Origin of the sequence: Vibrio sp. ED002, from assembly GCF_023277445.1 — a bacterium.
Classification (GTDB): domain Bacteria; phylum Pseudomonadota; class Gammaproteobacteria; order Enterobacterales; family Vibrionaceae; genus Vibrio; species Vibrio jasicida.
Window position 1 is genome coordinate 2,654,899 of sequence record NZ_CP080238.1, and the last position, 12,473, is coordinate 2,667,371.

At 46.1% G+C, this 12,473-nt stretch carries 9 protein-coding genes and 12 tRNA genes; 14 read left to right on the plus strand and 7 right to left on the minus strand.

Features of this window, described 5'->3' with window-relative positions:
* Positions 1 to 149 precede the first annotated feature (149 nt).
* Complete coding sequence (gene secB / locus ITG12_RS12300) at positions 150 to 614, minus strand: protein-export chaperone SecB (protein ID WP_005530940.1); 465 nt, start codon at positions 612 to 614, stop codon at positions 150 to 152.
* 206 nt (positions 615 to 820) lie between these two features.
* Positions 821 to 1,255, minus strand: a complete 435-nt coding sequence (locus tag ITG12_RS12305) for a rhodanese-like domain-containing protein (RefSeq protein ID WP_038871024.1) — start codon at positions 1,253 to 1,255, stop codon at positions 821 to 823.
* Between the two features lie 486 nt (positions 1,256 to 1,741).
* On the opposite strand from ITG12_RS12305, the gene gpmM reads away from it, so the two are divergent.
* Positions 1,742 to 3,274 carry a 2,3-bisphosphoglycerate-independent phosphoglycerate mutase gene (gene gpmM / locus ITG12_RS12310; protein ID WP_248873108.1) on the plus strand — a complete coding sequence of 511 codons (1,533 nt, stop codon included), beginning with the start codon at positions 1,742 to 1,744 and terminating at the stop codon, positions 3,272 to 3,274.
* Positions 3,275 to 3,393: 119 nt separating this feature from the next.
* On the opposite strand, the gene ITG12_RS12315 is transcribed toward gpmM, so the two are convergent.
* The 5 genes from ITG12_RS12315 to rsgA all read right to left on the minus strand — a co-directional run bounded on the left by ITG12_RS12315 (position 3,394) and on the right by rsgA (position 10,191).
* The gene (locus ITG12_RS12315; protein WP_042604429.1) at positions 3,394 to 4,281 is read right to left on the minus strand and encodes a DMT family transporter; all 888 of its coding nucleotides are present in this window, start codon (positions 4,279 to 4,281) and stop codon (positions 3,394 to 3,396) included.
* A 120-nt stretch (positions 4,282 to 4,401) separates the two neighbouring features.
* Positions 4,402 to 6,282: a methyl-accepting chemotaxis protein gene (locus ITG12_RS12320; RefSeq protein ID WP_248873109.1), complete on the minus strand. Its 1,881-nt coding sequence runs from the start codon at positions 6,280 to 6,282 to the stop codon at positions 4,402 to 4,404.
* Between the two features lie 279 nt (positions 6,283 to 6,561).
* Positions 6,562 to 7,977, minus strand: a complete 1,416-nt coding sequence (locus tag ITG12_RS12325; RefSeq protein ID WP_105068823.1) for an SLC13 family permease — start codon at positions 7,975 to 7,977, stop codon at positions 6,562 to 6,564.
* Between the two features lie 175 nt (positions 7,978 to 8,152).
* Positions 8,153 to 9,010, minus strand: a complete 858-nt coding sequence (asd, locus tag ITG12_RS12330) for an archaetidylserine decarboxylase (RefSeq protein ID WP_045464965.1) — start codon at positions 9,008 to 9,010, stop codon at positions 8,153 to 8,155.
* Between the two features lie 116 nt (positions 9,011 to 9,126).
* Entirely contained in the window at positions 9,127 to 10,191 is a 1,065-nt protein-coding gene (rsgA, locus tag ITG12_RS12335) for a small ribosomal subunit biogenesis GTPase RsgA (RefSeq protein WP_038874102.1), read from the minus strand.
* 129 nt (positions 10,192 to 10,320) lie between these two features.
* Here rsgA and orn point away from each other — a divergent pair, with 129 nt between their 5' ends.
* The 13 genes from orn (at position 10,321) to ITG12_RS12400 (ending at position 12,450) form a co-directional block, all read left to right on the plus strand.
* Entirely contained in the window at positions 10,321 to 10,866 is a 546-nt protein-coding gene (gene orn, locus ITG12_RS12340) for an oligoribonuclease (protein WP_038874099.1), read from the plus strand.
* 156 nt (positions 10,867 to 11,022) lie between these two features.
* Positions 11,023 to 11,098: transfer RNA gene (locus ITG12_RS12345), tRNA-Gly, on the plus strand.
* Between the two features lie 39 nt (positions 11,099 to 11,137).
* Positions 11,138 to 11,214: transfer RNA gene (locus ITG12_RS12350), tRNA-Met, on the plus strand.
* A gap of 53 nt (positions 11,215 to 11,267) precedes the next feature.
* A tRNA-Gly gene (locus tag ITG12_RS12355) sits at positions 11,268 to 11,343 on the plus strand.
* Between the two features lie 39 nt (positions 11,344 to 11,382).
* Positions 11,383 to 11,459, plus strand: a tRNA-Met gene (locus ITG12_RS12360).
* Positions 11,460 to 11,512: 53 nt separating this feature from the next.
* Positions 11,513 to 11,588, plus strand: a tRNA-Gly gene (locus ITG12_RS12365).
* 39 nt (positions 11,589 to 11,627) lie between these two features.
* Positions 11,628 to 11,704: transfer RNA gene (locus ITG12_RS12370), tRNA-Met, on the plus strand.
* Between the two features lie 53 nt (positions 11,705 to 11,757).
* Positions 11,758 to 11,833: transfer RNA gene (locus ITG12_RS12375), tRNA-Gly, on the plus strand.
* A gap of 39 nt (positions 11,834 to 11,872) precedes the next feature.
* Positions 11,873 to 11,949, plus strand: a tRNA-Met gene (locus ITG12_RS12380).
* A 53-nt stretch (positions 11,950 to 12,002) separates the two neighbouring features.
* Positions 12,003 to 12,078: transfer RNA gene (locus tag ITG12_RS12385), tRNA-Gly, on the plus strand.
* A gap of 39 nt (positions 12,079 to 12,117) precedes the next feature.
* Positions 12,118 to 12,194 (plus strand) — tRNA-Met (locus ITG12_RS12390).
* Positions 12,195 to 12,247: 53 nt separating this feature from the next.
* Positions 12,248 to 12,323, plus strand: a tRNA-Gly gene (locus tag ITG12_RS12395).
* Positions 12,324 to 12,374: 51 nt separating this feature from the next.
* Positions 12,375 to 12,450, plus strand: a tRNA-Gly gene (locus ITG12_RS12400).
* Positions 12,451 to 12,473: the final 23 nt, after the last annotated feature.

The following is a 12,473-nucleotide window of genomic DNA, read 5'->3' on the forward strand; positions in this document are numbered from 1 at the left end:
ATTTTACGCTCTCTAGCGGCTAGGAACTAGGATCTTTCAGAAATAAAAAATGCACATTGCATCACTGGTTAGACGCGTTGTGCATTTTCTTAAGGTATATGCCGTGTCGAATTAGAATCTACTATGACACGTCACTTACAAAACGTGAATTACGCTTCAGCTTCGCCTTGTTGAGCTTGCTGTTGTAGGTAGTTCATGAACAGCGCGTCGAAGTTAACTGGCGCTAGGTTCAGTTGAGGGAACGTACCTTTAACCACTAGGCTTGAGATAGTTTCACGAGCGTAAGGGAATAGGATGTTCGGGCAGAATGCGCCTAGGCAATGTGCTAGTTGGCCTGCTTCCATTTGCTCAGCTGTGAAGATACCACCTTGTTGAACTTCACATAGGAACGCTGTTTCTTCTTCGTTCTTTACAGTAACTGTTAGACGTAGAACTACTTCGTAAACGCCTTCACCAAGCTCACGGCTTTGAGTGTCTAGGTCTAGTTTAACGTCTGGGTTCCACTCTTTTTGGAACATTACTGGAGAGTTAGGCGCTTCAAAAGAAACGTCTTTTAGGAAGATGCGTTGAATTGCGAAGTTTTGTTGTGCGTCTTGTGGTGCTGCTTCAGCCATTTTTAAATCCTTAATAAACATTTGTTGAGCCTAGAACGATCTAAACCCAGAAATATGGTTTGTCCTGAGACTAACTGAGCAAATCTACATTGACTAGATGAAGCGCGTATTACGTGCAAAGCGTCACAACTTAGTGCTTCAACTGCTTTCTATTTGCTCAGTTTATATAAACGAGGCTTGGCAAAATTGGATTTTTACCGCGAACCTTATTTTTTACCACGTACTAGCGGTAGGTTCGCTTCGCTCCATGCAATCAAGCCATTTTTCAGTAGGCTTACGTTTTCGAAGCCTGCTTTAGCTAGTAGGTTTGCACTTTCTTGAGCAGTTTGGCCTGTCTTGCATACCACAATGATTGGGTCTGATTTACGGTTTTCAAGGCTACCAAAGTTACCAGCTTTGATATCTGACGGTAAAATGTGAAGTGCGTCGGTGATATGGCCTTGTTTGAACTCATCTTTAGAGCGGATATCGACCACAACGCCGTTTTCACGGTTCATTAGGTGAGTCAGTTGGTTTACGTTAATCTCTTTGTATGCGGCTGTCGCTGACTTCACGATGTTCATGATGAATGCGACAAGAAGACCTACCCAAACCAAAGATAGAATCATGTTCTGTTGGAAAAAATCAATGTACTCTTGCATGTCTTGAGCTCTTGCAATGTTGGCGGAAAAATAAAGCAGGAGTATAGCGGGGTTAGTCGCCTTAGGCGAGAGGGTTAAAATTTTCTAACGAATAATTGAGATCTACGCGCTTGCCTCAAGCCTTTTCTGATGTGCTATTCGTGCAATCTTAGTATCACTTCTTCCTATCAATCTAATTGGTGTAATTGACTTCACTTCTACATTGAAAAGCGCAAAATAGTTATCAACAAAAAGTTTTTCACCAAAGTATTTCGGTGGTTGTACAAAGCATCTTGAAAGTGACTATGCTTGTGAAACACGTTTGCTGACTAGGTCGGATTGCTTGCTAACTTGTAAGATAGCAACAATAAATCGCAAACATTATTTGATCTTAACCTACAGTTTTGGTTAAAAAGTGTAGTAAAATTACGCTAGTTTTGTTTCAAGGTTAGATGGAGCAATGAAGCTCTACGCCGAAAGTTACTTAAATTTGATGAGGTCATCACTATGTCTGCTAAGAAGCCATTGGCTCTAGTTATCCTTGACGGTTACGGTTACCGTGAAGACACAGCAAGTAACGCAATTGCAAATGCTAAAACACCAGTAATGGATGCACTGATTGCGAATAACCCTAACACTCTAATCTCTGCTTCAGGTATGGACGTTGGTCTTCCTGATGGTCAAATGGGTAACTCAGAAGTTGGTCACACCAACATCGGTGCAGGTCGCGTTGTATACCAAGATCTAACTCGTATCACTAAGTCTATCGCTGATGGTGAGTTTGCTGAGACAGCTGCGCTAATTGAAGCTATCGATTCTGCAGTTGAAGCTGGTAAAGCGGTACACCTAATGGGCCTTATGTCTCCAGGTGGTGTTCACTCTCACGAAGATCACATCTACGCAGCAGTTGAAATGGCAGCCGCTCGTGGCGCTGAGAAAATTTACCTACACTGCTTCCTAGACGGCCGTGACACGCCACCACGCAGTGCTGAAAACTCACTACAACGTTTCCAAGACCTATTTGCGAAACTAGGTAAAGGCCGTGTTGCTTCTCTCGTAGGTCGTTACTACGCAATGGACCGTGACAACAACTGGGATCGCGTTCAAGTTGCATACGATCTTCTGACTCAAGCAAAAGCTGAGTTCACAGCAGAAACAGCAGTTGCTGGTCTAGAAGCGGCTTACGCTCGTGAAGAAAACGACGAGTTTGTTAAAGCTACAGCGATCAAAGCTGAAGGCCAAGAAGATGCAATCATGCAAGATGGCGACGCTGTTATCTTCATGAACTACCGTGCTGACCGTGCACGTCAAATCACTCGTGCATTCGTTCCTGCATTTGATGGCTTCGAGCGTGCGGCGTTCCCAGCGATCAACTTCGTGATGCTGACTCAATACGCAGCTGATATCCCGCTAGCTATTGCTTTCCCACCTGCGTCTCTAGAAAACACGTACGGTGAGTGGCTATCTAAGCAAGGTCAAACTCAGCTACGTATTTCTGAAACAGAGAAATACGCACACGTTACATTCTTCTTCAACGGTGGTGTTGAGAATGAATTTGAAGGTGAAGAGCGTCAACTTGTTGCTTCTCCAAAAGTAGCAACTTACGACATGCAACCAGAGATGAGCTCTCCAGAGCTAACTGAGAAAATGGTTGCAGCGATCAAATCTGGCAAATTCGACACTATCATTTGTAACTACCCTAACGCAGATATGGTTGGTCACACTGGCGTTTACGAAGCGGCTGAGCAAGCTATCGAAGCACTAGATGAAAGCGTAGGTAAAGTGGTTGAAGCAATCAAAGAAGTTGGCGGTCAGCTACTGATCACTGCGGACCACGGTAACGCGGAAATGATGATTGACCCAACAACGGGCGGAATTCACACTGCACACACTAACCTACCTGTACCTCTAATCTACGTAGGTGACAAAGCGGTTGAGTTCAAAGAAGGCGGTAAACTGTCTGACCTTGCACCAACCATGCTTTCTCTAGCGGGTCTAGAAATTCCTGCAGAAATGTCTGGTCAAATCCTAGTTAAGTAATTAACTGTCGATTCAGAATGATAAATGCCCGAGTTCGACTCGGGCTTTTTTGTGTCTGCGATTCTGTGTTTGATAAGGCGGTGAGTTACTAAGCTCAACAGGCCCTAATTGAACCTGCTCTATTGTACTAAGATACCAGTACCAATCACGGCTAAGGCCGCGCCAAACCAGGCAAAGCGATTTGGACGTTTCTTGGTGTAAACCCACAACAGCGGCAGCAACATGATTGGTGTTGTTGAAGAAAGCAGAGCCACCATCCCGACATTTCCCTCACGTAGGGCATAGAGAATCAACGTCATACCTACTGCCATGGCCAAGAAACCGTTTAATGCAGTGATACCAAAAACTTTCCAGGTGATAGTTTGAGTCGCACGGGCTACCTTCGCGCCAATTAACCAAAGCGCGCAATGTGCGACAAAGGCACTGATCATACGAATCGCAGAAGCGGCGACTGGATCGACACTCGTTTGCATGACTGGTTTAGCAATGATACCACCAAGCGCCTGACACATAGCGGCAGTTAAACCGAGCCCGACACCTATCCAAACATTACCTTTGATTTCTTCTAGCGTATTACTAGCTTGCCCGCGTCGGCCGTAGAAAATCGCCATCACGACACCGCTAAAAACTAAGGCTGCACCAATCAGCTCCGTTCCAGTCATGCTTTCGCTAAATAGGAAGTAACCTAAAATGGCAGAGAAGACGGCATGACAAGAAAACAGTAAACCTGCTTGGCGTGGCCCCATGCGGTTCAAACAAGCGAACAACGCGGTATCGCCAATAAAGATACCAATCAAACCGGACGCCATCATCGGCGTAATGTGTTCCGCCGAGACACTCAACCAACCACCCGTTATCCACGCCATCGTGGAGAGGATTACCGCGGTACAGCCCATACGCCATCGGCTATAGGCAAACGCACCAAGATGCTGAGCGGGAACAACAGAAATTAAGCTAGAAACAGCCCATAGGAAAGCAGCGCATAGCGCCAGCCATTCATAACCCATGATTGCGAGACATCCTTGTAGAGCAGGGTAAGGCTCTAATATGCATCAATTTATAGATATGTAAAAGAGCATCTTATCGCTAATAAAAAAGCAGCTCGTTGAGCTGCTTTTGAGGGCGCGTTACACTTTAAAGCGACTGATGTTCTCACGCATCGTATTGGCGGTATCGTACATCTGACGTGCGCCGTCACTGCTCTTAAGTGATTGTTCGGCAATCATGTCCGCATCGTCTTTGATGCCTTGCGTGTTGCGACTGATGTCTTCGCTTACCGCGCGTTGCTCTTCTGCAGCGCTTGCGATTTGCATCGCCATGTCGTTGATCTCAGTGATGGAGTTGGTGATGCTGGTTAGGCTATCGTGCGCCTGCTGAGCATAATCCACGCTGGTATCCGCCAAACTGGTGCTGGTTTGCATGCTATTGACTGCAAGTTTGGTGTTGTTTTGCAGTGTTTCGATCATGGTACGGATTTCTTCCGTTGACCCATGAGTGCGCTGGCTAAGTACACGTACCTCATCAGCAACCACGGCAAAGCCGCGACCTTGCTCACCAGCACGAGCGGCTTCAATTGCGGCATTGAGTGCCAACAAGTTGGTTTGCTCTGCAATGCCTTGGATGGTCGATAGGATTTGGTTGATGCTTTGCGTATTCGCTTCCAACTCAGAAATCACGTTGGCGGCATCACTGACTTGTTCTGCTAACTCGACAATCGCTTCACGGTTCTTCTGGATAACATTTTGTCCATCCATACAAGCGGATGCAGAGTTTTGTGAAGCGCTGGCAGTCAATTCTGCATGGCTTGCGACTTCTGCTGCGGTTGCTGACATCTCATGAATCGCTGTGGCAATTTGGTTAACATCGTTCTGCTGATGCTCAACGCGACCTGCCGCCATCGCTGACAGTTCATTCGCTTGATTCGCTTGCGCCGATAGTTGCTCACTGTTTTCAACGATGCCTTTTAGCATAGTTTGCATTTGTGCGAGGAATTGGTTTACATGCGTTGCAAGTTCGCCAATCTCATCCATGCGTTCAATCTTGATGCGTTGGGTTAAGTCTCCCTCTCCTTGCGATAGCTCAGAAAGGGCATCTGAGAGCGTTTGAAGTGGTTGGAGTAAGCGCGTGATGATGTAAGTGCTGATCGCTGCAATAATCAAGTACAACACGATAGAGGCAATCGCGGTGAATGTTACCTGCTCAGAGACAGAAGCAAACGCCATTTGCTTGTCTTGCACGATTCCTAAAGACCAGTCGGTATTGGGTACGTTGGCTACGTAAATTAGCTTATCACTCTGATTTGGCCATTGAATGGTATCTAACTTTGCATCGCCTGCGAGATTCATCATCACGCTGTGCGTTAATGTAGGGTTAAGTTCAGTCAGTGGTTTTTGACTTAATTTCTCATCTTTGTAAGCCACTAAGTTGTTATTGCCATCCACCAAAAATGCAAAGCCATCATTATCCAATTGGATATTCAGTACTTCTTTGATGATATCGGTTACTGCTAAGTCTGCGGCAAGAACACCACGATTGCTTTGGTTGAATGCTTTAGCGAAGCTGACAACAATGCTGCCATCAAAGTCTTGGTATGGCTCTGTAATAATTAGGCCTGACTTACTCATCGCATCTTGATACCAAGGGCGAGTTCGAGGGTCGTAATCGGCTGGCCATGATTCACTTTTATCGCCATACGCGATAGAACCATCAGAAAATCCAGCATAAACCGATAAGAACTTACCGGCACGCTTGGTAAGTAGCATCTCTCGGTCTGCATCGTCAGAGCTTGCAATAATAGCTTCGTTCGCCAGCATCATATCGCTACGAATCGAGAGCCAGTCACTAATGTAACGGTTGGTTGATTGAGAAATATTTTGAAATTCTCGGTTAAGAGTAGACGTGGTTTCTTCGCGCAATTGATTGACAGAAACCCAAGCTTGAACGCCACTAACAATGGCGATAATGACTGCAATCGCAATCTGGATTTTTAACTTAATTGTATTTCTCATTGCCTTACCTTCATAAAACAGACAAAAAGATCAACGTCACAAGTGGTGACACCAATGGGTATGAGACGATTCAAGCACGGAAAGTTACATGAAAGGCTGCAGATAATTTATCGACATATAGCCGATAAACTTAAGCTAAATAGTGTGATTTTTATTCAGCATATTGTTTATAGGTATGAATTTATTGTGGTGAAACAATAGTTAACTTGAATGTTGTTGGGCCTGTGGGGAAAGAGCAGGGGACTCTGCGGCAGATTGCACTACCGCAGAGTGTGATGATCAAAAGATAATAAGTACCGCACCATAAACGATAAAGAGCCCAATCACCCCGATGATTAAACCGACTTTCGCCATGTCTTTACTCTCAATTAAACCAGTAGAGTAGGCGAGAGAATTTGGTGGTGTAGAGACGGGCAAAATCATACCGAGTGAAGCAGAGAAAGCGACCACAACTAATAGCCCTTGCAAACCACCGATAGCAACAAGACTTGGCATGGAGGCGCCAATGGCGGCTGCGATTGGCATCAGTAAGTTCGCTGTCGCGGTATTGGACATAAAGTTCGCCATTAACCAACACACAATCGATAGTGCGATGACGACAGAGAATGGAGAAAGGGACTCATAGTCAATGGCGTGAGCTAGCGCTTCTGCCAAGCCAGTTTTGTCTAGGGCAATACCAATGGCGATACCACCGGCAACCAACCACAGCACATCCCAGTTTATTAGCTTAAGTTCTTCTTTGCCCATGATGCCCGTTAAAGTGAATACCGCGAGTGGAATAATGGCGACCACATACGTATTCATGCCATGCACTTTAGTCGTCATCCACAGCAGGATAGTCATGGCGAAGGTGACGTAAACCACGATCGCACGCCAACTCTTCTTGAACTTTCCATCCAGACGCAGCTTCATCTCTGGTTCACTAGAAGGGAAGAGCTTTTGTAATAAGAACCAGGCCAGCGTTAGTTGCACCAAGACGAAAGGTAATCCCATAATCATCCAAGATAGGAAGTCGATGCTGTTTTCTCCGGTTAAGTATTGCAAGGCAATCGCGTTGGGCGGTGTACCGATTGGCGTTGCAATACCACCAGTATTCGCGGCAATTGGAATGCACAATACTAGGGCTTTAATGCCTAAATCGCCTTTCGGTGCCGATGCTACAATTGGACCTAATAATGCGAGCATCATGACAGTGGTCGCCGTATTAGACATGAACATCGAGAACACGGCGGTAATCAGCATTAAGCCCAACATGATGAACTTAGGCTGAGTGCCAAACGGCTTTAGCAGTACACGAGCAAGGTTGTTATCAAGCTCGTATTTAGAGGCAGCAATAGCGAGTGCGAAGCCCCCCATGAAAAGGATGATGATAGGAGAAGAGAAAGCGGAGAAGATGTCCGTGTAAGCGATCAAGTCCCCCAAATCATGCCCCGCTGGTGGGTTACGAAATAAGTGTAAGCCTTTATCCGATATCATGATCAATTCCAGTGCGATGATAAGAATTGAAGTGGCAAAAACGGGGACAGGCTCTAAAACCCATAGCAGCGCAGCGAGAAGGAAAATCGCCAGTAGACGGTGCTGAATTAACGTGAGATCGTCTATTGGTATAGCATCAATCGGCATCATTAAAACACCGAGCGGAATCAAAAAACACACCAGTAACTTGACCAGTGTATTCGCACTCATCTTTGGCATTGGTTGCCCCTTCAAATAATCATCCCTAACCACAGAATAATTGATTGTGCTTTTAGGGTCTTAGAGGCAAGTATGAGTTTGAAAAAGTGAGACTAAATTTCGAACAGAGTTTTGCTTTTCGTCAATAAAAAGCCCCCGCGAGCGGAGGCCTTTAAAATCATTTTGTACGGAAGCCTTACTGCTGGTGCGCGTAAGGTGTACCCATTACTGTTGGTTTACCGTTTTCCATGCTCTCATCGAATGTGATGGCATCTTTAGCGAATAGGTTGATAACCGTTGAGCCAAGCTTGAAGCGGCCCATTTCTTCACCTTTTTTCAAGATAACAGCTTTGTTACCTTCTGCAGGGTAATCCCATTTGTAAACAGTATTACCGCGTGGTGGCGTAACAGTGCCAGCCCATACTTGCTCAATGCTGCCTACGATGGTTGCACCAACCAGTACTTGTGCCATTGGACCAAACTCAGTATCGAAGATACACACTACGCGCTCGTTACGTGCGAATAGGTTTGGTACGTTTTCTGCCGTTAGTGGGTTTACCGAGAACAGGTCGCCAGGTACATAAATCATCTGACGCAGCGTGCCGTCACATGGCATGTGTACACGGTGGTAATCACGAGGTGAGAGGTATAGCGTTGCAAAAGTACCATCTTGGAACTCTTCCGCTAGTGTCTCATCACCGCCAAGCAGTTCTTGAGCTGAGAAGTTATGACCTTTTGCTTGAATCAGTTGGCCGTCTTCAATTGGGCCAAACTGGCTAACACAAGCATCCGCTGGGTGAGTGATCACCGCTTCACCTTCTGCGATTGGACGTGCGCCTTCTTTTAGCTCACGTACAAAGAACTCGTTGAACGTTTTGAAGTGTTTTGGATCGGAGTGTTTCGCCTCATCCATGTTCACATTGTATTGTTTGATAAACCAACGAATGATTGCTGTTGTTAGACCGCCAGCTTTAGCTGAAGCCAGTTTACCCACTAGACGCGTTAGGCCATGTTGTGGGATCCAGTACTGCAGTCCAACTTTAATCTTGTCCATCTTTAATTCCGATACTTCTGTTAGATTCTCGCTTTAGGGCGCGTGATGTTACTGAAATTTCATCTGCTTGTCAGTATTAGGTGATGTTTTCTTACACAGTTGCAGTCTTAACTCAGTTACAGATCCGCTTTCTTGCTGCGTGAGTACTGACGGTTGGCTTTGTTTTCGCCCATGCTTTCTAGGATGCGATGGTAGTTTTCAAAGCGAACTTTGCTCACATCACCTTTCTCTACAGCTTCACGCAATATGCAGCCTGGATCGTCGTTGTGCTTACAGTCACGGAACTTACAGCCACCAAGATAAGGGCGGAATTCAACAAATGCTTTGGTGACCTCTTCCGCTTCTAAGTGCCAAAGGCCAAATTCACGAACCCCAGGAGAGTCAATGAGTTCACCGCCCGTGGGAATATGGTATAGACGTGCCGCGGTCGTTGTATGTTGACCGAGCCCAGAGTTCTCAGAGACTTCGCCTTCTTCCACTTCTTGCTCAAGCTCTGGCATAAGAGCATTCACAAGGCTAGATTTACCAACACCTGATTGGCCAACGAAGATATTGATTCGGTCGCCTAGCAAGGCTTCAAGTTCATTAATGCCTTCGCCCGATTTCTTGCTCACAAATAGAACTTTGTAACCAATGCGTTGGTATTCTTCCAACCAACTTTCATAAGTTGCACGCTCTTCGTCTGACAACAGGTCGATTTTGTTCAGAACCAGCAATGGCGCAATGTTAAGTGTCTCTGAAGCAACCAAGTAGCGGTCAATAATGTTCAATGACAGTTCCGGTAGAACCGAAGACACAATGATCATTTGATCAATATTTGCGGCCACAGGTTTTAAGCCATCGTAGTAATCTGGACGAGTAAGTACCGATGTACGAGGTTCTACTGCTTCTACAACACCTGAAATACCAGCCATAGATTCTAAACCTTCACGCCACAACACGCGGTCACCCGACACTAGGGATTCAATGCCGCGACGAAGGTTGCAACGTTGAACTTCACCCGTCTCAAGATCTTCGATGTCAGCATGTTGGCCGAAGCGAGTAATGACCAAGCCTTGCTTACTTGCGCCAAGCATGTGCTCATCCCATTGGATTGAGTCTTCTTGCTTTTTTAGGCGCTTTTGTTGGTTGCTGCGTACGCGTCGCACCTGACCTTTGGTTAACTTTTTCTTTTTTGCCACAATTCTGTACTTAGTGTGAGTTCGCTCAAGTGATTGAACCAACAAAGGGTTCAAGCGAGTGAGTATCGTGTTTCAAGTATTTTCAGGTATAGTACCTCTTTTATCGATAAACAAATAGGCGGCGTAACCATGTCCTTTAGCGATCAAAACCTAATTTGGGTTGATTTAGAGATGACGGGCCTTGATCCTGAAACGCATAAAATCATTGAAATTGCTTCTATCGTTACCGATAGCGAGCTGAACATTTTGGCTGAAGGGCCGGTACTCGCTGTTCATCAACCAGAAGAAGAGCTGGCTAAGATGGATGACTGGTGTACCAATACGCACACATCAAGCGGCTTGGTTGAGCGCGTCCGTAATAGTGATATTTCAGAGCAAGATGCTGTTGTACAAACCATCGAATTCCTAGAAAAATGGGTTCCAAAGGGTGTCTCACCAATTTGTGGTAACAGTATTGGTCAAGATCGCCGTTTCTTGTACAAACACATGCCAGAGCTCGAAGAATATTTCCATTATCGTTACCTAGACGTGAGTACGCTTAAAGAGTTAACTCGTCGCTGGCAACCTGAAGTGTTAAATGGCTTCTCTAAGCAAGGTACACACTTAGCGTTAGACGACATCCGTGAGTCGATTGCTGAGCTAAAGTACTACCGCGAAACGATCTTTAAGATCTAACTGTTAAGGCTGCGATCCAAATTGTTGTATTTCGTGAACGTTTTGCTTGCTTTTTCGTCGGTCAGTAAAAAAATAAAGTTTTTTTGAACGAAGGACTTGCATCACAAAAAAATGCTCTTATAATTCGCAGCCCTGAACGACGGAAACGTTGTTGATGCGACACTAGCTCAGTTGGTAGAGCGCAACCTTGCCAAGGTTGAGGTCACGAGTTCGAACCTCGTGTGTCGCTCCAGTTTGAAGGTCTTCATCGTACCTAACGGTGAAATACGGACGCGGGATGGAGCAGCTTGGTAGCTCGTCGGGCTCATAACCCGAAGGTCGTCGGTTCAAATCCGGCTCCCGCAACCAAATCTAAAGCAGTTTGAAGGTCATTTTTAATGACATTCAGGCCGTTAAGAGATGCGACACTAGCTCAGTTGGTAGAGCGCAACCTTGCCAAGGTTGAGGTCACGAGTTCGAACCTCGTGTGTCGCTCCAATTTGAAGGTCTTCATCGTACCTAACGATGGAATACGGACGCGGGATGGAGCAGCCTGGTAGCTCGTCGGGCTCATAACCCGAAGGTCGTCGGTTCAAATCCGGCTCCCGCAACCAAATCTAAAGCAGTTTGAAGGTCATTTTTAATGATATTCAGGCCGTTAAGAGATGCGACACTAGCTCAGTTGGTAGAGCGCAACCTTGCCAAGGTTGAGGTCACGAGTTCGAACCTCGTGTGTCGCTCCAATTTTAAGGTCTTCATCGTACCTAACGATGAAATACGGACGCGGGATGGAGCAGCTTGGTAGCTCGTCGGGCTCATAACCCGAAGGTCGTCGGTTCAAATCCGGCTCCCGCAACCAAATCTAAAGCAGTTTGAAGGTCATTTTTAATGATATTCAGGCCGTTAAGAGATGCGACACTAGCTCAGTTGGTAGAGCGCAACCTTGCCAAGGTTGAGGTCACGAGTTCGAACCTCGTGTGTCGCTCCAATTTTAAGGTCTTCATCGTACCTAACGATGAAATACGGACGCGGGATGGAGCAGCCTGGTAGCTCGTCGGGCTCATAACCCGAAGGTCGTCGGTTCAAATCCGGCTCCCGCAACCAAATCTAAAGCAGTTTGAAGGTCATTTTTAATGATATTCAGGCCGTTAAGAGATGCGACACTAGCTCAGTTGGTAGAGCGCAACCTTGCCAAGGTTGAGGTCACGAGTTCGAACCTCGTGTGTCGCTCCAGTTTGAAGGTCTTCATCGTACCTAACGATGAAATACGGACGCGGGATGGAGCAGCTTGGTAGCTCGTCGGGCTCATAACCCGAAGGTCGTCGGTTCAAATCCGGCTCCCGCAACCAAATCTAAAGCAGTTTGAAGGTCATTTTTAATGATATTCAGGCCGTTAAGAGATGCGACACTAGCTCAGTTGGTAGAGCGCAACCTTGCCAAGGTTGAGGTCACGAGTTCGAACCTCGTGTGTCGCTCCACTTTCTTTCTGAAATGTGGAATAAGCCCTCATTGTGCTTAACAATGACATTGCGACACTAGCTCAGTTGGTAGAGCGCAACCTTGCCAAGGTTGAGGTCACGAGTTCGAACCTCGTGTGTCGCTCCACTTTCTTTTTGAAATGTGGAATA